Here is a 24396-nt window from a genome sequence, read left to right as displayed (position 1 = left end):
AATTAATGATAAAGTATCTGTTAGCATCTGCTGTAATGCTTTTTGGGCGCAACACCTGTGCCGCGCCACCTGCAGACTCTCTGCTGAAACTCTGGTATAGGCAGCCTGCCCAAAACTGGGTAGAGGCATTACCGGTAGGAAACGGCCGTATCGGCGCCATGGTATTTGGTGGCGTGCAACAGGAAGAACTGCAGCTGAATGAAGGCTATCTCTGGTCAGGCGTGCCCCGTGATGGCAACAATCCGCAGGCAAAAGAAACGCTGCCGGAAATGCGTAAACTGTTGTTTGAAGAGAAATATGCAGAGGCGAATGTGCTGGCAAAAAAAATGATGGGTACCTATAGTGCCCGTTATCTTACACTAGGCAGCCTGCTGATTGATAACGATATACCGCAGGAAGCAACACAATATAAGCGCGAACTGGACCTGAATAAAGGAATCGCACGCGTAAGCTATATGGCTAACGGAATTGCCTATACGAGAGAAGTGTTTTCCAGTTATCCGCAACAACTGCTGGTGATACGCTATACCGCAGGTAAAGCCGGACAACTGAATTTCAGTACCCGTTTTGCCAACGGCATGCCGCATACCAATAGCGTAGTGAATAATCATTACCTGGTGATGAAAGGCAGATGTCCGGAATATGTGGCAGCCAGACCTTATGAACCTAAGCAAATCGTATATGGTGAAAAAGGTATTCGCTATGAAGTACACCTGGATGCCCGTGTTAGCAGCGGACAGGTAAAAACAGATACCGCTGGTGTACATATATCAGGCGCTACAGAAGCAGTATTGCTGCTCTCCATTGGTACCAGCTTTAAAGATGGCCAACCCAATGGGAAAGATGAACATGCTGCCGCTGCCGCGCCACTGCTGAAAGTGGGGAATTATGCACAGCTGCTACAGGCACATTTAAAAGATTATACCACATTATTTAACCGCGTGACTATCAACCTCGGTGTAGACGATGCTGCCACGCTGCCAACAGACGAACGACTGAAAGTATACACTGAGCATGGTGGTAACCGCGATCCGCAGCTAACCACACTGTTGTATCAATATGGCCGCTACCTGATGATTGCAGGTTCCCGCAAAGGCGGACCAGCTATGAATCTGCAGGGGTTGTGGAATAAGGAAATGCAGCCACCGTGGGGATCCAACTATACCATTAACATCAATACTGAAATGAACTACTGGCCATCAGAAACGGCTAACTTATCAGATTGCGGTATCCCTTTATTTGAGTTTATTAATAAGCTGTCGCAGAGTGGACGTGTAACCGCTGCCGTTAACTATGGCGCAAAAGGTTGGACAGCGCATCATAATTCAGACATCTGGAATATGACCAATCCCGCCGGCGGCATAGATTTCAAAGACCCCAATGGTAACCCTAAATGGGCTATCTGGCCTATGGGCGGCGCCTGGCTTAGTCGCCACCTGTGGGAACATTACCAGTTTACCGGCGATAAAAAGGCACTGCAGCAAATGTATCCTGATCTGAAAGGCGCTGCTGAATTTATGCTGGACTGGCTCGTGAAAAATGAAGCCGGACAATGGGTGACCAATCCATCTACTTCTCCGGAGAATAATTTCCGTATCGATGGCAAACCTACTGGTACCGTGAGCATTGCTTCTACCATGGACCTGTCGATCATTCATGACTTGTTTAATAATACCATACAAGCCGCCACGGTATTAAAGCAGGATGCACCATTGGTAACACGTATCAAACAAACTATGTCCGAAATGTATCCTTTTCATACGGGGCAGTATGGTCAATTGCAGGAGTGGTACAAAGACTGGGATGATCCAAAGGACACCCACCGTCACGTATCTCATTTGTATGGCCTGTTTCCTGGTAATTTCATCTCTCCCCGCAGGGATAGTACACTCGCGGCTGCGGCTAAACGTAGTTTACTATTGCGCGGCGATGGTGGTACCGGATGGTCCAAGTCGTGGAAAATTAACTGGTGGGCGCGGCTGGAAGACGGCAATCACGCCTATACCATGTTAAACAAACAATTATTCCTTGCTGGCGGACAAACTGTGAGTGTGGCAGATAACAGCGGAGGTTCCTATCCTAACCTGTTTGATGCACATCCTCCTTTCCAGATAGACGGCAATTTTGGTGTAACCTCCGGTATTACAGAAATGTTGCTGCAAAGCCATGATGGCGTAGTATACCTGTTGCCTGCGCTGCCGGACGCATGGCCTGCAGGTAATGTAAGGGGACTGAAGGCGAGGGGTGGTTTTGAAGTAGATATGGAATGGAAAAACGGACAACTTACTCATGCCGTCATCAGATCTGCTTTGGGTGGTAATTGCCGTATTCGTACACGCGTTGCCGTGAACGTAGATGGTAAACCGGCGAAAGCAGCAGCAGGTAACAATGATAACCCATTCTATCAATTACAGGTACCAGGCAAAACGGTAGTAAAAGACCCAACGAAATTGCCAGTGTTGCAGTTGGAAAAAGTATTTGAGTATGATATTTCAACTGCACCTGGTAAAACTTATCATATTTTATGAGCATCCGAAAAGCGATTTTGAGTGTAGCCGTTGGCGTAATAGCTTATTCGGCTGTAGCGCAGGTAAAAGGAGATGATGAAGGTATACTGACACAGCGCGCTGCTACACGCGACAGCATCGCTGTGAGTACTGCTGTGAATGGCTGGTGGACAGCTTCTATGAAAAATCATGATGCACGCATTGCCTGGTGGCGGGAAGCTAAGTTTGGCTGCTTTATTCACTGGGGAGTATACTCTGCTGCTGGTGGAGAATGGAAAGGAAAGAAGGTGGATGGCTATGCAGAGCACCTGATGAGAAAAGAAAAGATCAGCCGGCAGGAGTACGCCGATCAACTGATAAAAACATTTAACCCTGTTCACTTCAACGCTGATGCCTGGGTGCGTATGATCAAAGCAGCAGGCATGAAATACCTGATCATCACCGCCAAGCATCATGATGGAGTAGCCATGTATCCTACCGGCATCGGGGATTATCATATTCAACAGGACCCGCTGGCGGAGCTGTCTGCCGCCTGTAAAAAGTATGGTATCCGCTTCGGTTTCTACTACTCCCATGCATTCGACTGGGAGCATCCTGATGCGCCGGGTAATGACTGGGATTATAAAAATCCGGGGGGAGATAAAAACCTTTATGGTGGCACCACCTGGTATGATGCACATCCCGAGCTGCTGCCTAAGGCAGTGAAGTATGTGAATGAAAAAGCTATCCCGCAGATTGTAGAATTGCTGAAAAGATATCATCCGGATATTTTATGGTTTGATACACCACATAAATTACCCCTGAGTGAAAACATCCGGGTATTACAGGCTATCCGTGCAGTGGATAAAAATGTAGTGGTAAATGGTCGTTTGGCCCGGAGTAGCCATATTTCTTTTGGTGATTATATCAATACTTCTGACAGGCCCGCGGAGTTTTATCCCGTTACCGGCGATTGGGAAGCAATTCCCACCACCAATGAATCCTACGGTTACTCAAAATACGACAGCAGTCATAAGCCCGCTTCCTTCTTTATCCGTTTGCTGGCTAAGGCGGCAGACAGGGGAGGCAATCTGCTTATGAACATCGGTCCCGAAGGAGATGGCAGCATTGATCCAAGGGATACGATCATACTGCATACCATTGGTACCTGGATGCAACAGAATGGAGAAAGTATTTACGGCAGCAGCAGTAGCCCGTTGCCGGTACAGCCCTGGGGCGAAAGCACCCGTAACGGCAACAAATTATACCTGCATGTTTTCGACTGGCGGACGGCCCTGTATGTAGGTGGTCTGGAAAGCAAGGTTAGTAAAGCTTACCTGCTAATTGATAAAACTAAAAAAGCTTTACCGGTACAACGCAAGAATGCAAAGGATATCCTTATAACGCTGCCAGCAGTAGCACCAGACAGCATTAACAGCGTGGTGGTGCTGGAGATGGAAGGTATTAAAACAGATACAGTGCGTGTGCTGGATACGCAGGATATTACCAACGTATTGCGGGCATTTGACGGCATACTTCATGGCCGCGGCTGGCAGAATGGTGATGGCAAGAAGGCCGCGTATTTTGTACATAACTGGAAAGATACCACACAATACGTGAGCTGGAAAGTTCGTACAGTGGAGGACGCCACTTATCAGATCGGTATAAAGTATAGTGCGGATCAGTCGGCAGCGGGAAGCTACCGTATTCGTGTAGGTGATAATGTTATTACCGGAGATGTTCAGCCGGCGAAAGTAACAGTGAAACCGTTGAAGGCAATTTATCTCCCTGCAGGTGAGTATGAAATAACTATCCGGGCGAATGAAATTAAGGGGAGTGAGTTGATGAAATTATTTGAATTAACAATGCAACCAAAATAATATCCACGATGAAAAAATGCAACTTGCTTTTACTGTGTTGTTTGCTGGGAAGCGTTATTACAGCCATGGCAGGAGATCCGGAACGGTTTGTACAGGCATTGAAAAATAGTATGCCGTTGGCATATACTGCTGATGGCAGCCCGGCGCCTTCATTTATTAAAGTAATCCGCAGTTGGAAAGGAACGTTCTGCGAGGTGCGTGTAGTCAATACCGGTAGTACACCCGTGCGATTGAAAGAAGTGATTACTGGTGTTGTGGGTAAAATACTTCCGGCGGCTACACCTTTTTATGCAGAAGGGTTTCAGATGCTGACGCAAACAGCCGGTACACTGGCTAAGCCGGAAAACCTGGGCAACTACACAGATGCAGGGCATTACAAAATACCACAACCGGATGGCTACCTGGCCGTATATAACCTGTTGCGTTTATATCCTGCCGGTGATGTACAGTTGCTCTTAGGATATACTTCCAGTAAACGCTTTGTAGGCAAGTTTTATTTATCTGCCGATACCATTAAAGTAGTAACAGACCTGGAGAACCTGGAATTATTACCCGGCGCCACTTTTAACCTGGAAGAGCTGATGCTGGATACCGGCAAAGATGGTAACCAGCTGCTGGATCGTTTTGCAGATCGTATCCATCATTTTCATCCCCGGCTGGAATTTAAGCAACCACCTACCGGCTGGTGTTCCTGGTATTGCTTTGGCCCTAAAGTAACGGCGCAGAATATTTATGATAACCTGGATTATATCAAGAATAATATACCGGCATTAAAGTATATACAAATCGATGATGGATATCAGCCGCATATGGGTGACTGGCTGGAAGTGGGCAATTCCTTTGGTGGTAATGTACAGCAGGTATTGCGCAGTATCCGGGACAAAGGATTTGAACCGGCTATCTGGGTGGCGCCATTTATATGCGACAGTAATTCGACCATCTATAAAAATCATAAAGACTGGCTCGTAAAAGATGCAACGGGTGCACCCTTGCGCAGCGACCTGGTTACCTTTGGTGGCTGGCGCTGGAAGCCATGGTATGTACTGGATGGTACAAACCCGGCGGTACAGCAGCACCTGGAGCAGTTGTTCCGCACCATGCGCAACGATTGGGGCGTAACGTATTTTAAACTGGACGCCAATTTCTGGGGCGCTATTCATGGTGGCTATTTTTATGACAAGCAGGCTACGCGTGTGGAAGCTTACCGCCGTGGCATGGAAGCAGTGATCAAAGGGAGTAAAGATGCGTTTTTACTGGGTTGTAATCATCCGCTGTGGCCTTCTTTAGGCCTGGTACATGGCAGCCGTAGTTCTATGGATATCAAGCGTAACTGGACGGTGTTTGAACGCTCGGGCCGCGAAAACCTTTATCGTGCCTGGCAGAATGGCCGTTTGTGGTGGAATGATCCGGACTGCCTGGTGTTAACAGGCGCCATGCCGGATAATGAGTTTAACTTTCACGCTGCGTTATTATACGCTACAGGTGGCATGTTGCTGAGTGGAGATGACCTTACTAAAATATCACCTGAACGACTAAACGTTTTGAGGAAAGCTGTGCCACCAACCGCTAAAGCAGCAGCTTTTGAGAATACAGATTTCGAAGCGGGAAGGGTCACTACAGCGGCAGGACAACAGGTGATCTTACTCAACTGGCAGTCATCTGCCAAAAAAATATCCGTAAAACTTGATAAAACATACGAGGTAACAGACTATTGGACAGGCAAGGTGTTAGGCAGCTTCAGTGGTAATTTCTCTTTGGAATTAGCCGGACATGATGGTCGCGTATTATCATTAACTTCAAAAAAATAGGCTATGCGCAAACATACGACCTGGCTGTTGGCATTGCTGTTCAGTGTAACCTATACTGCCCATGCACAGTCGCCTTTCGTGAAGCAGTTAATAAAAGATACCCGCCCCGCTATTGTAACCCGTGCCAATTGGGCTTTACAGCAGGCGCCGGAAACAATTACGGCTTTTCGTTGCGATCGCAGTGCGGGAGGTTTGCATGATTTCTATTCTGAAGGAGATTACTGGTGGCCGGATCCGGCCCATCCGGATAGTCCTTACATTCAGCGGGATGGACAAAGTAACCCGGACAATTTTGTGGCACACCGGCTGGCGATGATAAAGCTGAGTCGTGTAATGGGCGCGCTGGCAGCGGGATATGTGGCTACGAAAGACAATACCTATCTGCAACATGCACTATTGCATGCAAAGGCCTGGTTTGAAGATAGCGCCACCCGTATGAATCCTTCCCTGTTATATGCACAGGCAATAAAAGGAAGGGCTACGGGCAGGGGCATTGGTATTATCGATACTATTCACCTGATGGAAGTAGTGCAGGCATTAAGCATTATGGAAAAGGCAGGAGCTATTCCACCCGCTGATCTGAAAGCGTTTAAAGACTGGTTTAGTACTTACCTGCAATGGCTTACCACGCATCCTTATGGCAAAGATGAAATGAACGCTGCCAACAATCATGGTACCTGCTGGGTGATGCAGGTAGCGGCTTTTGCCCGGTTTGTGAACAACCGGGAGCTGATGGACTTTTGTATAAACCGGTATAAAACGGTATTGCTGCCTGGGCAAATGGCGGATGATGGCAGTTTTCCACGGGAGTTGAAACGTACTAAACCTTACGGCTACTCGCTGTTTAACCTGGATGCGATGAGCACTGTTTGCCAGTTGCTGAGCACTAAAGAAAATAACCTGTGGCAGTATACCCTGGAAAATGGCCGGAGTATCGGCAAGGGCATGGCATTCCTGTCTCCCTATGTAAAAAATAAAAGTAGTTGGCCCTATGCTCATGACGTGATGTACTGGAATAACTGGCCGGTAGCGCAGCCGTTCCTCATTTTTGGCGCTGCTGCCCTGAAAAATGGGGAATATTACCATTTATGGCTGTCCCTGGACCCCGATCCCCAGGAGGAAGAAGTGTTACGTAACCTCCCTGTAAGGAACCCTGTTATCTGGTTCTGAGCACTTTAGAATTTACAATTAATTAAGATTCAGATGGTATATTTTGTTAATGTAAATGCTTAACTTTAGGGGACTATACACTATGTTTAAACTTTAGAGATATGAGTTGGATGGACGACTTGTATGTAATTTACCAGAAACTGGATGCCACCGGTTGTCAAGAGGTAAAGCATAACATTCTTAAAGCCCAGATTGACGGCTGTAACAGAGGCGAAATTTACTTCCTGGTATTACAACAATTGGTACGTATTAAAACAGACAAGGCGCCTGTTTATGAATTGATTAAAGGAGAAGTGGAAAATATTATCCATTGTAGTAAAGGACAATACCTGAGTTAATTATTTTAATTCTTCTATCAGTTTCTGCACTTTGAGGTAATTAGGGGCACCGGGTGGAATTTTCAACAGCCACTCCAGGCATTGTTGCTTGCGCCCTTCCTTCAGATAACTCAATGCCATATAAAAGGCTGCTTCATTACGAAGATCGCCGCTGTTGTTATAAACGGTGAGGAGATCTTTACGTGCATTTTCCAGTTGGTTTTGGTCTATCAGTGCTACACCGCGATAATAGCGGGCGTATAAGTTGCCCGGATTGATGTTGAGTGCATTATTCAACAATACAACGGCTTCATTGAAATGACCATGGTTAAACTGTATAATGGCTTCTTCCGGCAGGCGTAAGCTGTCGATATCCGGTATCTGCATTTCTGTAGAGGCAAACTGCCGGTAAATATTTTTACTCCACGGACTTACGTACAGCAGGATTGCCATGGCTGCTGCTATCATTGCTGTTAGTATCACGTAATTACGAATGGGAATAGTGGAGTTGTCTTTCAGTGTATACCAGGCATTGCGGTGGGTAAACAACAGGTGTTGCAGTTCATCCCTGCCGGCATCACTACATATTTTTTGTGCCAGCAATTGCCGGACGATATCAAATCTTTTCACCTGTTGATTCAGCAACGCGTCTGTTTGCAAGCGTTCTGTGAATGCTTTCCGTTCTCCCTCACTCATTTGTGCGCTCAGGAAACGGTCTGTTTCCAGCAGGTCTTTTTCAGAAAGACTATTGGCTTTCAGTTTTGTATCGATATCTCTGAACAGGCTGCGGAAGCAGGCAGTTCTGCGTTCAGGTAATTCAGCAACAGGTATTTTAGTTTCTGCAGCAATGTCTTCCTGCAGGCAGCCCTCAGTCAGGGACCAACGGAGGAGTTCTTTGCATTCATCGGATAATGCGAGGTAATAGTGATAGGCCAGTCTTCTTTTTTCTCCTTCTTTCAGTACGTCTTCCACATCCTGGATATCATCCCTGCTCATGGTAGACAATTCTTCTGCTTCCAGTCCCGGGATGCGTTGTCCCCGTCTTTCCAGTTCCTGTTCCCAGACGCGCTTGCACAATAGTTGCAGAAAGGGTTCGAAGTCGGTTACTTTGAGAGGGTGACGGCGGGCAAAATAGTAGATATCCATGAGGGCTTCTTCAAAGATATGGGCGGCATCTTTTACATGACCGCTTTTTTGGAGAATAAATCGCTTTTCCTTGGAAGCAAACCGCTGATAAATACTTTCTATTACTGCTGGCTGATGGTGAAGCAATCCCTCAATATATTCCTGGTCGTTATGAATTAAAGGTTCAGGTGACATACATATCGTTTTTGCCTTGTTCGTCTTTACTAAAAATATTAAACCTTGCCGAAGTGACCTAATTATTTATTCTGTGTGTATGCAAATGCGATGCCTGTGCGGCGGAACTTGTATGGAAGTTAAGTATCTTGCCGGACATACCAGCTATAGCCGACAGTACCCATTTAATATGTATCAACCGCAACAGGATGTCAGTGACCTGATATCAAGATATATACAGTCTCCGCAAGACCCGCTTTTACAGGAACAAATAGCTGCGCTGATAGCTGCTGGTCCTGAGCAGGCGGCGTATGTGGAACGGCGGTTGACCGACTGGCTGGGGGAAGGCACACCTGTTGTTGTGAAACCAGCCATTCCTGTTGTTCCCGTGTTGCGTGAACCTAAGGCCCGCTCTTTTCACCCGAAGTGGGTAGTTTTAGCAACAATTACTGTACTCGCTCTGGCCGGATTTATTTTTTACAAATGGCGTCCCGATGGCCGGATGTTGCAATACGTTAATCATACCGGTCATATTGATACCTTGCGCCTGGCAAAGAATAGCCGGGTTATCACCAATAAGGAAACAACGATCTCCTATGCGGCTAAGTTTGATGTAACACCACAGGTGCAGATGGTGAATGGTGACGCCTATTTTGAAATCAGTCAGCCGGCACGTATCAGGATGCAGCTGGATGAGCACACTGTTTTATACACGGTGAATGCCGTATTTAATGTGCATAAAACCGCTACGGTTTCCCAGGTATTCGTGGTAAAGGGAAGAGTTACCCTCGTGCCGGATAAGGGCAATAAGATGCAGCTAACGGCCAATATGCAGGCAAAAAGGGAGCTGCACCATCCATTACAAAAGAAAACGGTTAAAAGTCAGTCGCAGCTGGCCTGGAAAACAGGTCACCTGAAGTTTCGTAATATTCCGCTGGAAGAAGTGCTCGATGCGGTGAATGGTTACTACGGTCTGGAAATCCTGTTGCCACCTTCTGCGGGCAATTTATATAAACGCAGGCTCACCGCAGATTTCGAAAATAAATCTGCTGATGAAACACTGGTCATATTACGTAAAATGCTGAATGTGCCTATCGTGAAAGATAGTGCGAACAGGTATTATGTAAGCATGAAATAACTCCGCAGATCAATCTAATTTTAAGCCTGCATTTAATTTTTTGAGGATAGTTTTCAGTTCTGTGAGTGCATCCGTTCCGATAATGCTTTCATACAACGCCTGTATTTCATCTACACCTTCGTATACACTGATCATAAATTCTTTTCCTTTTTCGGTAAGGAAAATGATGCTGGCGCGGTTATCAGTATCGTGTTTGCGGGTGCTGATATAGTTTTCAGCTTCCAGGTTTTTCACCACCTTGCTCATGGCTTGTTTGCTGATACGTGCTTTTCTGGCGAGGTCGTTGTTAATAGTGCCTTGTGCATCTATATGCACCAGTAATACCATGTCTCCCAATTTAAAATTCCTGTATCCGCGTTCCTGAATTCTTTGGGTAATACGCAGGTCTATATCTTTTTTGAACAAGTTGATCAGGCGGGCGAGGCTATCAGGTCTTTTAGCCAGGCATGCCTCGTATCTCGCATCGACAGTTGCGCTCATCGTATTGTAGGTTTAGTAAAAGTGTACAGTTGATAAAATCTCGTATCCTGATGCAATGCTACAAAAAAGCAGTGATTTTTTCGATTATAAAAAGAAAGACCCAACCGTGATGGGTGGGTCTTTTATATTTTAACGAAGCAGTGTCATTTGTACGCGTAATCAGCCATTACGGTATGTGTTCAAATACGCTTTCTGCTCTGGTGTAGCATCTCAGTCCGACGATGGTATTGCTTATCCCCACCTTTACTCGTTGTGCAGACCTGATGCTGGTAGATGTCAGTCAATCAGAGCCTAAGGCCCCCGCGATGCCCATTTCAAGGCCACGCAGCTCTGCCAGTCCGCGTAAACGGCCGATGGCGCTGTAGCCAGGATTGGTTTTTTTATGGAGGTCATCCAGCATCTGGTGTCCATGATCCGGCCGCATAGGAATGGAAACATTGCGGCGTTTCATGGTGGTGAGGATGTTTTTCACGACAGCAAACATGTCTACATCGCCTTCCAGGTGGTTAGCTTCGTGGAAGTTGCCCAATGCATCCCGCTGTGTGCTGCGGAGATGGATGAAGTGAATATGATCGCCCAGGCGTTCTATCATACCCGGCAGATCATTGTCGGCCCGAACGCCATAGGAACCTGTGCAGAAGCACAAGCCATTAGACGCATAAGGTGCTGCTATCAACAGTTCCCGGGCATCCTGCTCCGTGCTTACCACGCGTGGCAGCCCGAAGATAGGGAACGGAGGATCATCCGGATGGATGGCCAGTTTTACCCCTGCTTCTTCTGCAATAGGTGCTATTTGCTGGAGGAAATAGAACAGGTGCAGTTTGAGCTGGGTGGCATCAATGCCTTTGTATTTATCTAATGCGGCCTGGAACTGTTGCAGCGTAAAGCTTTCTTCAGATCCGGGTAGTCCGGCAATAATATTTTTTTGTAACAGTACACGGTCTTCATCGGTCATGCTGTCGAAATGCTCTTTCGCACGGGCAATGTCATCGTCACTGTAATCCTTTTCTGCATCTGGTCTTTGCAACATGAACAGGTCGAACGCCATAAAGGCTGCTTTTTCAAAGCGTAATGCTTTGGAGCCGTCTTCTACGGTGTAGGAAAGGTCCGTGCGGGTCCAGTCCAGTACAGGCATGAAATTGTACGTTACCGTACGTATGTCGCATGCAGCCAGGTTACGCAGGGTTTGCTGGTAGTTGTTGATATAATCTCTAAAACGCCCGCTCTGCGTTTTAATATCTTCATGTACCGGCACACTTTCTACGACTGACCAGGTAAGACCTGCCGCTTCGATGATGGCTTTCCGCTTTAATATCTCTTCTCTCGTCCATACCGCGCCATTAGGTACATGGTGCAATGCAGTAACGATTCCGGTAGCTCCTGCCTGTTTTATATCAGACAAGCTTACCGGATCATTAGGCCCGTACCATCGCCATGTCTGTTCCATTCTCAGCATAATGCAAATACGTTTAGTAAATCCAGAATTTCTAATTCCAAACCCCAAAAATATAATCTATCCACACATATACAAACTTTGATTTTAAATTTTAGGGGTATCTGCGGTGATGAGGAGGATCATCAGGTCCATTACATTGGTTTGAGTAGGCCCTGTAATCAGTAGTCCGCCTGCTTTTGAGAAGAAATGCCATGCATCATTGTGCTGTAAAAAACTATTTGCATCCAGCTGCATATTTCTGGCATTTTGCATCGTAGATGCATCCACGATAGCCCCTGCGGCATTGGTAGGTCCATCGCTGCCATCGGTGCCTCCACTTAAAAAAGTGAGTGTGGGGTGATGGGCGAGTGCCATACCTGCTGCCAGCGCCAACTGCTGATTGCGGCCACCAAGGCCGTTTCCGGTGATGGTGACGGTGGTTTCGCCTCCTGCCAGCAAACAGGCAGGAAGGGAACCGGAATAACCGAGCGCTGTTTGTACCAATGAAGTGGCCACAGTATGTGCATCTCCGTTAATAGTATCCGACAACAGCAACGGATAATAGCCCAGCTCCCGGGCCTTGCCGGCTGCGGCTTCCAGGGCAATGCGGTTGGTGCCGGCCAGGTAGTTGTGTACATGCCCGAAATCCTTATCACCCGGTTTGGGCGTTTCCGGTATTGCACCAGCCACTCCATTTTCGATATGCTGCAGGAGAGCAGCGGATATTTTTTCGGGGAGATGATATTTGCGAAATACCGCCATCGTGTCGGCAAAGGTAGACGGGTCGGGCACTGTAGGGCCCGACCCTATCACACTCAGATCATCACCCACTACATCGCTCAGGATAAGGGTACATAACGTAGCCGGATATATGCTTTTTGCCAGCTGCCCGCCTTTGATACCCGATATATGTTTGCGGACCACATTCATTTCGCGGATATCCGCACCACTTTTGAGCAGTGCTTCAAACAGCTGTTGTACTTCCTCCAGGTGACTGCCGGCCGGCACATCGGCCAGCAGGGCGGAAGCACCACCCGATAAAAGGAAAATAACCAGGTCGGACGGCTGCACCTGCGCGGCGATGGCCTGTAGTTTAACGGAAGCGGCTACACTGTTTTGATCGGGTACCGGATGCCCTGCCTCCAACAATCCGAGCTGTTGTAACGGTAACGCATGCCCGTATTTGGTGATGACCATTCCTTGCAGGGAGAAATGGGGGAGCAGTATTTTTTCCAGTTCCTGTGCCATCGCAGCAGCAGCTTTACCTGCTCCCATGACCCATACACGACCATCCTCCGGGATCTCGTAATCATCTCCTGAAATAGTGATTATACGGGAACCCGGCTGCACCTGCACATTTTTCCGCATCAGCTCCTGCGGATGCACCGCCGCTACGGCATGCAAAAAAATATCTTTTATATCCGCTGTTGTCATCCGTTTTGGGAATAAAAAAAGCAGTGAGTTGACTCACTGCCGGTAGGTTTAAATGTAAGTTATTTATTGTTGAGGTGTCGCATTCTTCGCCTCTTTCCTCATTCTCTTCTTTTCCATTTTTTCTTCGAGATGCTCCTTTTTAGTCATTTCCCAGTCGTTCCACTTCTTATACTGGGCCGCTGTAAATACGGTTTTAAAACGCTGGCTGCGCTCTGAATCCAATGCTTTGAACTGTGTCATCCGCTCTTTTTTAGTGAGGGCAGGATTGTTTTTTACCGCATCCATCCGGCGCACAATATCTTCATTGATTACATAAATCTTTTTGGACTGCTCTTTATTCAACCCGATTTTATGGGAAATTTTATCAGTTATTTTATCAGCCCTTCCCTCAACCCCCCAGCGGCCCGTAGTAGCGGAACTATCTTTTGCCTGGGCAAAAGTGGTGGTCGAAACGGCTACAAAAAAACAGGCGAGCAGCACTTGTATATAAACGGAAATAAACTTCATAGTCAGCAAATATTGAACGAATTTAAACAAACTTAGGATGTAATTCCCTGTCAAATTATCCCTTTTTCGTGTGAATCCAAAATTTTAGGATAGCCTTACCATTCATAAAAAATATCGCTTTTTATTAAACTCCGCTTTAATGATTTACTACATTTAACGAATCAACTAGATCCGAACCGAAAAATTAAAGATTTACATGAAAAGAGCTTTTGAGAAACCCGGGATGGCCCTGCTATCACGGTGTATTACCTATGCCATGAACCGGTATCGCAGTCAGGTGGTTTTGCTGGCTTTACTGGCAACAGGCACCTACGCCAGTGCACAGGAAACTTTTCCCGTAAATGGTATTGCTGACCCCCGGGAAGGATGTTTCGCCTTTACCCACGCCACTATAGTAAAGGATGCACAAACAACCCTGCAAAATGCCACCCTCGTAATCCGCGATGGGAAAGTGATAGATGCCGGTCCGGCTGCTGTTATCCCGAAAGATGCGGTGGTATTGGATTGTAAGGGAAAGTACATCTATCCTTCCTTTGTGGATATTTATAGCAGTTATGGGCTGTCTGATTCGAGAAAGGGCGGCTCCGCCTGGAATGCAGCGCCGCAGTTCCTGTCTAATACTAAAGGAGCATATGGCTGGAACCAGGCTATTAAAAGTGAGGTAAATGCCGTGGATTTGTTTTCAGGAGATGAAGGTAAAGCCAGTCCATTAAGGGAAGCCGGTTTCGGCACGGTACTTACCCAGCAGCCGGACGGTATCGCCCGTGGCACTGCGGCCCTGGTTACCCTGGCCACTGCAAAAGAAAATAAGGTGATTATCCGCGAAAAGGCCGCTGCGGTCTATTCTTTCGATAAAGGTACTTCTACCCAAAATTATCCCAACTCGCTCATGGGCTGTATTGCATTGCTGCGCCAAACTTATCTGGATGCACAATGGTATAAATCCCTGCCAGCCAAAGAAGGGGTGAACCTTAGTCTGCAGGCATGGAATGCCAACCAGCAGCTGCCACAGCTGTTTGAGGCAGCAGATAAATGGGATGTACTCCGGGCAGATAAAATCGGCGATGAATTTGGCGTACAATATATTATCAAAGCCGGCGGTAACGAATACCAACGTATCCCTGAAATGGCCGCTACCAAAGCTACTTTCATTTTGCCCCTGAACTTCCCCGGCGCCATCGACATGGAAGATCCGGGCGATGCCCGCTTTGTATCCCTGTCGGACATGAAACACTGGGAAATGGCTCCATCAGAACCGGGTGCCTTCGAAAAAGCAAATATCCCTTTCTGCTTAACGGCTGCTGATCTGAAAGATGTTAAACAATTTATGGCCAACGTACGCAAGGCCATAGAATACGGCCTCAGCGAACAAAAAGCACTGGAAGCATTAACAAAAACACCCGCCACGCTTTTAAAGGCATATGATAAAGTAGGTAGCCTGGAAGCGGGCAAACTCGCTAACTTCCTCATTACCTCCGGACCCATTTTCAGCGAAAAAACCATCCTGTATCAAAACTGGGTACAAGGCAACCGCTATGTGATTAAAGGCGATGGCTGGAATGATATCCGTGGTATTTATACTGTGACACTTACACCGGGCAACAGCTATAGCGTGGAAGTAAGAGGCACTGCCAGCGCACCATTGCTGTCTGTTTTGCAGCAGGATACCCTGCCAGGACGTATAGATGTAAATGGAAAACTGGTGTCTATGTCTTTGCCGCTGGCAAAGAACAGCAAGAGCAGCATCCGTTTGAGTGGTATCATCAGTGGCAATAACTGGACCGGTACCGGTGCTGATACCAGTGGCAACACCGTAAAATGGACGGCTGTATTTGTGAAAACAGCACCAGAGAAGGTTGATTCCGTAAAGAAGAATGCCGCCATCACTTTAGGCCCGTTACTGTATCCTTTTAATGGCTATGGCTGGGATAAACTGCCTAAACAGGAAGACCTGCTTATCAAGAATGCCACGGTATGGACCAACGAAAAAGAAGGTAAACTTGAAAATACCGATGTTTTGCTCCGCAATGGAAAAATTGCCCAGATAGGTAAACACCTGTCTGCCGGCAACGCACGTGTAATTGATGGTACCGGAAAACACCTGTCTGCCGGCATTATTGACGAACATTCACATATCGCTATCAGCAGAGGCGTCAACGAATCATCACAGTCTGTGACCGCAGAAGTAAGGATTGCAGATGTATTGAATCCGGACGATGTCAACATTTACCGGCAGCTGAGTGGTGGCGTTACCGCTTCTCATTTATTGCATGGCAGTGCCAACGCCATCGGCGGACAATCTCAGCTCATCAAACTGCGCTGGGGACAAAATGCAGAAGACCTGAAAGTCACTAACTGGGATCCCTTCATCAAATTTGCATTGGGTGAAAATGTGAAACAATCCAACTGGGGCGACCGTAATACTGTACGTTTTCCACAAACCAGGATGGGAGTAGAGCAGATATATACAGATGCGTTTACCCGTGCCCGTGACTATGAAAAACAGGGTGCCGGCAAACGCCGTGATCTGGAACTGGACGCACTCGTAGAGATTTTGCATCAGCAGCGCTTTATTACCTGTCACTCTTATGTACAAAGCGAAATTAATATGCTGATGCATGTAGCCGACAGTTTCCATTTCCGTGTGAACACCTTCACACATATCCTGGAAGGCTACAAAGTCGCGGATAAAATGAAAGCACATGGCGCCGGTGCAGGTACCTTCGCCGATTGGTGGGCGTATAAAATGGAAGTACAGGATGCTATTCCTTACAACGCGGCCATCATGCAAGGCGTAGGAGTAGTAACCGCCATCAACTCTGATGATGCGGAAATGGCCCGCCGCCTGAATCAGGAAGCCGCCAAAACAATCAAATATGGCGGTGTGAGTGAAGAAGATGCCCTTAAAATGGTGACCATCAATCCCGCTAAATTATTACATGTAGACAACCGCATGGGTAGTATTAAAGTAGGAAAAGATGCAGATGTGGTACTGTGGAGCGATAACCCGCTGAGCATCTACGCCAAAGCCGAGAAAACCATCGTAGATGGTATCGTGGAGTTTGATCGCGATAATGACCTGCTGTTGCGCAAACGCATCACCGCAGAACGTAACCGTCTTACCCAGCAATTGCTGACCGAAAAGAAAAAAGGTACGCCTACACAGAAAGCGTCTTTTGTGGCGGATGAAATGTACCACTGTGAAGACTTACAGGGGGGGCACCAGTCAGCTGTTGGCTACTAGCTTTTAGCTATTAGTCAGCGATTATTGAAAATATTAAATGCTAACAGCTAAATGCTAACAGCTATGAAAAGTATCATGATTTTATTTGGCCTGGCTATCGCGTTACATACCGCTTATGCACAGGAAACTATATCCCCGGCGGCGCCACAGGATAAGCCGGTATATCTTACCAATGCCACTATTCACGTGGGCAACGGTGAGGTAATCAGCAATGGAACGATTGCATTCAGCAAAGGAAAAATCACGGCAGTAGGTAGTAACGTGCCTGCCGCCGGTAGCGATGCTACCGTAGTAGATCTGAAAGGGCAGCATGTATATCCGGGCATCATTGCGCCGGAGTCCCAGCTGGGCCTGATAGAATTTGAAAGCGTGCGTGCTACCATTGATGTGAAGGAAGTCGGAGAAATAAATCCATCAGTACGGTCCATCATTGCCTATAATGCGGATTCAAAAGTGATCAATACCCTGCGCTCCAATGGTATCCTGCTGGCACAGATAACTCCGGAAGGAGGTATCATCAGCGGTGTTTCTTCTGTAGTACAACTGGATGCCTGGAACTGGGAAGATGCGGCGTATAAAACAGATAATGCCCTGCATTTTTATATACCCAGCCTGTTGCCCGTAAACAGTGGTGGGCGCGGCAACGCTGCTCCGGCCGTTGATCGCCTGAAAGCTGCCATGGAACAGATTGAAACCGTAAGGACATTTTTCCGCGAAGCAAAAGCATATCAGCAGGAAGCCAAACACACAGCTACCAATCTGAAGTTTGAATCCATGCGCAAGCTGTTTACCAAAGAACAAAAGCTTTTTATTCATTGCAACCTGGTGAAGGAAATGCTCATCGCCATTGATTTTGCAAAGGAATTTAATATAGATGTTACTATCGTAGGAGGCACTGATGCCTGGCTCATCGCAGACATCCTGAAACAAAATAATGTGCCGGTGATTTTAACACAACCGCATAGCTTACCAGTGATGCAGGACGATGACGTGGACCAGCCCTATAAAACTGCGGGCCAGCTGCAAAAAGCAGGGGTGTTGTTTTGCCTGAGCAATGAAGGCTTCTGGCAACAACGTAACCTGGGCTTTGAAGCCGGTACTGCCAGCACTTTCGGACTCAGCAAAGAAGAAGCCCTGACCGCCGTGACGCTGAATGCCGCCAGAATATTGGGCATCGATAAAATAACAGGTTCGCTGGAAGCGGGCAAGGATGCTAACATTGCGATCAGTACAGGCGATATGCTGGATATGAAATCCAGCGTGATTACAAAAGCATTTATTCAGGGCAGAGAAATCAACCTGGATAATAAGCAGAAGCAATTGTATGAGAAGTATGAGAAGAAGTATGGATTGAAATAATATGGGTAATGAGTATAAAAAAGAAAGGCTGGTAGTGATACCAGCCTTTTCTGTTTATGTAGGTGTTATATACTATACCGCCTTTACAAGGAAATAACTTTTCCCTTTTTGTAGCAGAATGTATTTGTCTCTCAGCAATGAAGAGGTGTTGATCACCATATCAATACCGGGAACTTTTACTTTATTTACGCTGACACCACCACCCTGCACTGTTTTACGGGCTTCACTTTTACTGGGGAAAATGCCGGTTTCTGCCAGCAGACTTACAATGTCCTTGCCGGCTTCCAGGTCTGTTCTGGGTACATCATATTGAGGCACTCCGTCCATTACTTCTATCAGATCTTCTTCAGAAAGTGACAGCAGGAGAGCTTCCGTATTTTTATTGAACAATATAGCAGATGCCTCTACTGCATAGTTGTAGCTTTCTTCACCATGTATGAACACCGTTACTTCTTTTGCCAGGCGTTTCTGTAGCAGTCGTTGTCCGGGATCCTGCTGATGTTGTGCAATTAATTCTTCTACTTCGGATTGCTCCAAGAACGTAAATATCTTAATATAACTCTCTGCATCCACGTCTGTTGTTTTCAGCCAGAACTGGTAGAAAGCATATGGAGATGTGCGTTTGGGATCCAGCCATACTGTTCCTGATTCGGTTTTACCGAATTTGGTGCCATCCGCTTTTTTAATGAGCGGGCAGGTAAATGCGAATGCCTCACCGCGTGCTTTACGGCGTACCAGTTCAGTACCGGTAACAATGTTACCCCACTGATCGGAGCCACCCATCTGTAGTTTACAGTTTTTGGCAGTATACAAATGATAAAAATCGTAGCCCTGTATCAGTTGATAGGTAAATTCTGTGAATGACATCCCGTTGTCGCCTTCGATTCTTTTTTTAACAGAATCTTTGGCCATCATATAGTTTACGGTGATGTGTTTACCGGTATCGCGGATAAAATCGAGGAAGGAAATGTGTTGGAACCAGTCGAAGTTATTCACCATTTCTGCCGCATTGGGTTTGGCAGGGTCAAAGTCCAGGAAGCGTTCCAGCTGTGTTTTGATACCATTCACATTTGTTTGCAGGGTATCGAGGTCCAGCATTTTTCTTTCTTCCGCTTTAAACGAGGGGTCGCCTACCATGCCGGTAGCGCCGCCCACCAGCGCGAGGGGCTTATGTCCTGCCTTTTGCAGGTGCACCAGCAGCAGAATAGGTACCAGGCTACCGATGTGCAATGAAGCTGCAGTAGGGTCAAAACCAATATAAGCAGTGGTCATTTCCTTTTGCAGTTGCTCTTCCGTTCCAGGCATCATATCCTGTAGCATACCCCGCCAGCGCAGTTCTTCTATCAGATTCATGATTTTAATAACAATTTTTGCAAACCTACATAAAATTAACAGGATTCGCCCATTTTAAGGGAGGTCGGTCAGATCTAACAAATATCTATGTAAATTTATAGTAGCAGTCAACCGGCTGAGTCATCCATCGTAAGGTTAATTCATAAGATATCTATTTTTCATCTTCCCCAAAACACCTTGTTTTATGAAAAGCTTACTTATTTTTTTATTACCCCTCTGTTATGTTACCCCCGCAATAGCACAGGATTGTAAAGGATTCTATTACCTGCTGAATAATGCCGAAATCGAAATGACCGTGTACGATGGCAGTGGCGCGGCCACCGGTAAAACCATCTATAAAGTCAATAATGTGCATAAAGATGGCGATGGTGTCATATCTGATTTCTCCAATACCTATTATGACAAGAATAGTAAGCAAGTAGCCACCAGTACCGGGCATTTCAAATGCAGTGGTAATGGGGCGGCAGTAGACATGAAAATGAACTTTCCATCTATGCCTAACACAACAGACACAAAAATGGAGGGTAAATCCAACGGGGCCTTCCTGGATTACCCTTCTCATATGCAGGTAGGACAGGAGTTACAGGGAGGTTCGTACGAAATGAAGAATAAGGTAAAGGGCATGGAAATGGTGCTCAGTTATACTATCCGTAACCGGAGGGTAACAGGAAGAGAAAATGTTACCACCGCTGCCGGCAGCTGGAACTGTTATGTTATCAGCTATGACCTTGATTTCCAGATGACAATGATGAACAAAGTAATACCCAGGAAGTTTACCGCGGTGGAATGGTTTGCCCCTGCCTTTGGTCCGATAAAGACGGCCTCTTTTAGTGAGGGTAAAAAAATGGGAGGAACTTTGATTACGGGGCTTAAGAAGTAAACCGCCCATAAAAAGGTCCGGCATGAAAAGCATGCTTTTCATGCCGGACCTTTTTAATCAGCCTTGTAAGGTGTTATATATTTTTCAAACATTTCGCCAGGCTATCTCTCCAGTAGGGGATAGTAATACCGAAAGTGCTTTTTATTTTTTCCTTGTTCAATACGCTGTAGGCCGGGCGTTTTGCTGCAGTTTTATATTTATCGGATGTAACGGGGTGGATGGTGGTCGCTGCATTGGTCATCTCTTTAATAGTTACTGCAAAGTCGTACCAGCTGGTCACTCCTTCGTTACTATAGTGGTATACGCCTCCAATAGCCACATCTGTGTTGGCTGCTTTGTATTGCAATATATCCAGGATGGCTTTGGCCAGATCACCGGCATAAGTGGGGGTACCCGTTTGATCAAATACAACGTTTAATTCCTGTTTTTCCTCCATCAGTTGCTTCATGCGTTTAACAAAGTTCACCGCAAATTCGGAATAGAGCCAGGAGGTACGGAGTATAATGGTATCAGGATTATAGCCTGCTGCTGCGGCTTCCCCACGCACTTTGGAGGCGCCGTAAATGCTCTCCGGATCTGTATCATCGGTTTCTGTATAAGGCACATTTTGTTTGCCGCTGAATACATAATCGGTAGAAATATGCAGCAATTGTGTTTGATGTTCTGCGCATATTTCTGCGAGGCTCAGCACCGCCTGGAAGTTCAGCAAAAAGGCATTGTCTTCATCTTCCTCTGCTTTATCTACAGCTGTATAAGCAGCACAGTTGATGCAGGCATCAATTTGCTGTGCGGAGAAATAAGCAGCCAGTGCATCTGCATCAGTGATATCCAGGTCCTGGTAATCGGTAAATAACAGGTTAAATTGCGGATAAGCGCCGGCTACTTTTTGTAAGGACTGTCCTAATTGACCGTTTCCGCCGGTAACAAGAATGTTTTTCATAGCAAAAGATCAGCTGTTAAAAATAAAATTATGATGTATGTCTGCCAGTGTTGGCAGAATAAGGTCTTTATCAGAAACGATCGCATCTTTCAAATCAATTCCCCAATCAATATCAAGGGCGGGATCATTATAAATGATACCACCTTCACTGCCTTTCTGGTAGAAGTTATCGCATTTGTACATTACTTCTGCTGTTTCGCTGATAACAGCATAACCATGTGCAAATCCTTTGGGGACGAGCAGTTGCAATTTGTTGGCAGCGCTTAATTCGATGGTATAGGATTGGCCATATGTAGGAGATCCCTTACGAATATCTACAACTACATCCATAATGCTGCCTTCCACTACCCTTATTAATTTGGTTTGTGCATAGGGCTCCAGCTGGTAATGTAATCCGCGTAAAACGCCATAGGAAGAGCGGGCCTGGTTATCCTGAACAAATTTGTATTCAATGCCGGCTTCATTGAAAGTATTGGCATTATAGCTTTCAAAGAAGTAGCCGCGATGATCGCCAAACACCTTCGGCTCGTAAATTAGTAGGTTAGGTATGCCTGTTTGTTGAAAGCCCATGGGTAATAATTATTAGTATTTAATAATTAGCCATTAGTGGTCATCACTAATGGCTAATCATTAAATACTATCTTTTTTGATATTGTTCGTTATAATATTTCTGATAGTCACCGCTGGTTACATTGTTTAACCATGTTTCATTTTCAAGATACCAGTCCACCGTTTTTTTCAGACCTTCCTCGAACTGGAGAGACGGCTCCCAGCCCAATTCCTTGTTGAGTTTGGTGGCATCTATTGCATAACGCAGATCATGTCCTGCGCGATCTTTTACATAAGTAATCAATTGAGCAGAAGTTCCTTCCGGGCGTCCCAGTTTTTGATCCATAATCCTGCATAGCAGCTGAATAAGATCAATGTTTTTCCACTCATTAAATCCGCCAACGTTATATGTTTCTCCAATTCTTCCGTGATGGAAAATGGTATCAATAGCCCTTGCATGGTCATTCACAAATAACCAGTCACGCACATTTTCTCCTTTACCATATACGGGTACTGGCTTGTTGTTTTTGATATTGTGTATGGCCAGTGGAATGAGCTTTTCCGGAAAATGGTGAGACCCATAATTATTGGAACAATTTGAAATAACAGCGGGCAAATGATACGTATGATGATAGGCCATCACAAAATGATCTGAGCTGGCTTTGGAAGCGGAGTAAGGTGAACGGGGATCATATGCCGTTGTTTCGAGGAAAAAACCTTCTTCCCCAAGAGAACCATACACTTCATCAGTAGATACATGATAGAAAAGCTTTCCGTCCATGTTGTCTTTCCAGTGTTTCCGCGCATTATTGAGCAATACTGCTGTTCCCAGTACATTTGTTTTGATAAACGCCAGCGGGTCCATGATAGAACGGTCTACATGACTTTCTGCCGCCAGGTGGATAACACCATCAAACTGATATTTTTCAAAAAGAGAATCAATGAAAGATTCATCTGTGATATCGCCTTTCTCGAAAATGTAATTAGATTTATCTTTTACATCTGTCAGATTTTCCAGGTTCCCCGCATAAGTGAGTGCATCCAGGTTTACGATTTGATAGTCGGGATATTTATTTACAAATAACCGTACTACATGTGAACCAATGAACCCGGCCCCGCCAGTAATCAATAGTTTCCGCTTCATTCCAGATAATTTTATTTTAATAACGCCTCTTTAAAGTACTCGTAGGTAATCTTTAAACCTTCCTGTCTGCCCACCTTAGGCTCCCATCCCAGGAGGGTACGAGCTTTGGTAATATCGGGCTGACGTTGTTTAGGATCATCTTTTGGTAATGGATGATAAACGATTTTCTGTTTAGATCCGGTTAATGCAATAATTTCTTCTGCAAATTGATTTAACGTAATCTCCTGTGGATTACCAATATTTACCGGCAGGTGATAGTCGCTCAATAATAAGCGGTAAATACCTTCTACCAGGTCATCTACATAACAGAAAGAACGGGTCTGGCTGCCATCCCCAAATACGGTAAGGTCCTGACCATTTAAGGCCTGGCTCATAAATGCCGGTAAAGCACGGCCATCGTTGAGTCGCATACGTGGACCATAAGTATTGAAGATACGTATGATACGGGTATCTACGCCATGGAAGTTATGATAAGCCATGGTGATAGACTCCAGGAATCTTTTAGCCTCATCATATACTCCTCTTGGACCTACCGGGTTTACATTACCCCAGTATTCTTCCGGTTGAGGGTGTACATTAGGATCACCATATACTTCTGAAGTAGAAGCAACGAGGATACGTGCCTTTTTTTCCTTTGCTAATCCCAACAGGTTATGTGTACCCAATGAACCAACTTTCAGTGTCTGAATAGGCATCTTCAGGTAGTCTATAGGACTGGCCGGGGATGCAAAGTTCAGTATGTAATCCAGCTTACCCGGAACATGTACAAATTTGGTGACATCGTGATGGTAATATTCGAAATCCGGCAAAGGGAAAAGATGCTCGATGTTTTTGATATTACCCGTGAGGAGGTTGTCCATGCCTATTACATGGAAACCTTCTTTTATAAAACGATCGCAAAGGTGGGAGCCGAGAAATCCGGCAGCGCCAGCAATGAGAACTCTTTTCTTTTCCATATGTCTGGTATAAGTTG

Annotated in this window: 19 protein-coding genes; 9 read left to right on the top strand and 10 right to left on the bottom strand. The window is 46.0% G+C overall.

Annotated elements, in window-relative coordinates:
- Positions 1 to 5: 5 nt before the first annotated feature.
- The 5 genes from AB4Z08_RS05590 to AB4Z08_RS05570 all read left to right on the top strand — a co-directional run bounded on the left by AB4Z08_RS05590 (position 6) and on the right by AB4Z08_RS05570 (position 7682).
- Entirely contained in the window at positions 6 to 2528 is a 2523-nt protein-coding gene (locus AB4Z08_RS05590) for a glycoside hydrolase family 95 protein (protein WP_441572742.1), read from the top strand.
- Positions 2525 to 4366 carry an alpha-L-fucosidase gene (locus AB4Z08_RS05585; protein ID WP_441572741.1) on the top strand — a complete coding sequence of 614 codons (1842 nt, stop codon included), beginning with the start codon at positions 2525 to 2527 and terminating at the stop codon, positions 4364 to 4366. The genes AB4Z08_RS05590 and AB4Z08_RS05585 overlap by 4 nt, the downstream gene beginning before the upstream one ends.
- An 8-nt stretch (positions 4367 to 4374) precedes the next feature.
- Positions 4375 to 6174: an alpha-galactosidase gene (locus AB4Z08_RS05580; protein WP_441572740.1), complete on the top strand. Its 1800-nt coding sequence runs from the start codon at positions 4375 to 4377 to the stop codon at positions 6172 to 6174.
- A 3-nt stretch (positions 6175 to 6177) separates the two neighbouring features.
- Positions 6178 to 7344 (top strand): alginate lyase family protein, encoded by a 1167-nt coding sequence (locus tag AB4Z08_RS05575; protein WP_441572739.1) that lies wholly within the window; start codon positions 6178 to 6180, stop codon positions 7342 to 7344.
- A 101-nt stretch (positions 7345 to 7445) separates the two neighbouring features.
- The gene (locus tag AB4Z08_RS05570; RefSeq protein ID WP_441572738.1) at positions 7446 to 7682 is read left to right on the top strand and encodes a hypothetical protein; all 237 of its coding nucleotides are present in this window, start codon (positions 7446 to 7448) and stop codon (positions 7680 to 7682) included.
- Here AB4Z08_RS05570 and AB4Z08_RS05565 read toward each other — a convergent pair whose 3' ends face one another.
- A complete protein-coding gene (locus tag AB4Z08_RS05565; RefSeq protein WP_441572737.1) occupies positions 7683 to 8981 on the bottom strand; it encodes a hypothetical protein in 1299 nt (432 codons plus the stop codon).
- 112 nt (positions 8982 to 9093) lie between these two features.
- Here AB4Z08_RS05565 and AB4Z08_RS05560 point away from each other — a divergent pair, with 112 nt between their 5' ends.
- The gene (locus AB4Z08_RS05560; RefSeq protein WP_441572736.1) at positions 9094 to 10098 is read left to right on the top strand and encodes a FecR family protein; all 1005 of its coding nucleotides are present in this window, start codon (positions 9094 to 9096) and stop codon (positions 10096 to 10098) included.
- A 9-nt stretch (positions 10099 to 10107) separates the two neighbouring features.
- Here the strand turns inward: AB4Z08_RS05560 and AB4Z08_RS05555 are convergent, their stop codons facing one another.
- The 4 genes from AB4Z08_RS05555 to AB4Z08_RS05540 form a co-directional block, all read right to left on the bottom strand.
- On the bottom strand, positions 10108 to 10578 hold the full coding sequence (locus tag AB4Z08_RS05555; protein WP_441572735.1) for a MarR family winged helix-turn-helix transcriptional regulator: 471 nt from the start codon (positions 10576 to 10578) through the stop codon (positions 10108 to 10110).
- Between the two features lie 280 nt (positions 10579 to 10858).
- A complete protein-coding gene (uxuA, locus tag AB4Z08_RS05550; protein WP_441572734.1) occupies positions 10859 to 12034 on the bottom strand; it encodes a mannonate dehydratase in 1176 nt (391 codons plus the stop codon).
- Positions 12035 to 12118: 84 nt separating this feature from the next.
- On the bottom strand, positions 12119 to 13447 hold the full coding sequence (locus AB4Z08_RS05545) for a glycerate kinase type-2 family protein (protein WP_441572733.1): 1329 nt from the start codon (positions 13445 to 13447) through the stop codon (positions 12119 to 12121).
- A gap of 63 nt (positions 13448 to 13510) precedes the next feature.
- Positions 13511 to 13954 carry a hypothetical protein gene (locus AB4Z08_RS05540; protein WP_441572732.1) on the bottom strand — a complete coding sequence of 148 codons (444 nt, stop codon included), beginning with the start codon at positions 13952 to 13954 and terminating at the stop codon, positions 13511 to 13513.
- Between the two features lie 196 nt (positions 13955 to 14150).
- Between AB4Z08_RS05540 and AB4Z08_RS05535 the strand changes: the two genes are divergently transcribed.
- Positions 14151 to 17198 carry an amidohydrolase family protein gene (locus AB4Z08_RS05535; RefSeq protein WP_441572731.1) on the top strand — a complete coding sequence of 1016 codons (3048 nt, stop codon included), beginning with the start codon at positions 14151 to 14153 and terminating at the stop codon, positions 17196 to 17198.
- Between the two features lie 63 nt (positions 17199 to 17261).
- Complete coding sequence (locus AB4Z08_RS05530) at positions 17262 to 18557, top strand: amidohydrolase family protein (protein ID WP_441572730.1); 1296 nt, start codon at positions 17262 to 17264, stop codon at positions 18555 to 18557.
- A 72-nt stretch (positions 18558 to 18629) separates the two neighbouring features.
- On the opposite strand, the gene tyrS is transcribed toward AB4Z08_RS05530, so the two are convergent.
- Positions 18630 to 19910 carry a tyrosine--tRNA ligase gene (tyrS, locus tag AB4Z08_RS05525; protein ID WP_441572729.1) on the bottom strand — a complete coding sequence of 427 codons (1281 nt, stop codon included), beginning with the start codon at positions 19908 to 19910 and terminating at the stop codon, positions 18630 to 18632.
- A gap of 184 nt (positions 19911 to 20094) precedes the next feature.
- On the opposite strand from tyrS, the gene AB4Z08_RS05520 reads away from it, so the two are divergent.
- Positions 20095 to 20790, top strand: coding sequence for a TapB family protein (locus AB4Z08_RS05520; RefSeq protein ID WP_441572728.1), 696 nt, complete (start codon positions 20095 to 20097; stop codon positions 20788 to 20790).
- Positions 20791 to 20863: 73 nt separating this feature from the next.
- Here the strand turns inward: AB4Z08_RS05520 and rfbD are convergent, their stop codons facing one another.
- The 4 genes from rfbD to AB4Z08_RS05500 all read right to left on the bottom strand — a co-directional run bounded on the left by rfbD (position 20864) and on the right by AB4Z08_RS05500 (position 24379).
- Positions 20864 to 21730: a dTDP-4-dehydrorhamnose reductase gene (gene rfbD, locus AB4Z08_RS05515; protein WP_441572727.1), complete on the bottom strand. Its 867-nt coding sequence runs from the start codon at positions 21728 to 21730 to the stop codon at positions 20864 to 20866.
- Between the two features lie 9 nt (positions 21731 to 21739).
- A complete protein-coding gene (gene rfbC / locus AB4Z08_RS05510; protein ID WP_441572726.1) occupies positions 21740 to 22300 on the bottom strand; it encodes a dTDP-4-dehydrorhamnose 3,5-epimerase in 561 nt (186 codons plus the stop codon).
- A gap of 67 nt (positions 22301 to 22367) precedes the next feature.
- Positions 22368 to 23423 carry a dTDP-glucose 4,6-dehydratase gene (gene rfbB / locus AB4Z08_RS05505; RefSeq protein ID WP_441572725.1) on the bottom strand — a complete coding sequence of 352 codons (1056 nt, stop codon included), beginning with the start codon at positions 23421 to 23423 and terminating at the stop codon, positions 22368 to 22370.
- 11 nt (positions 23424 to 23434) lie between these two features.
- On the bottom strand, positions 23435 to 24379 hold the full coding sequence (locus AB4Z08_RS05500) for a UDP-glucuronic acid decarboxylase family protein (protein WP_441572724.1): 945 nt from the start codon (positions 24377 to 24379) through the stop codon (positions 23435 to 23437).
- Between the last annotated feature and the right edge of the window lie 17 nt (positions 24380 to 24396).

This window comes from Chitinophaga sp. RAB17 (assembly GCF_052114225.1).
Classification (GTDB): Bacteria; Bacteroidota; Bacteroidia; order Chitinophagales; family Chitinophagaceae; genus Chitinophaga.
This window is presented reverse-complemented; position numbering and strand designations above follow the sequence as displayed.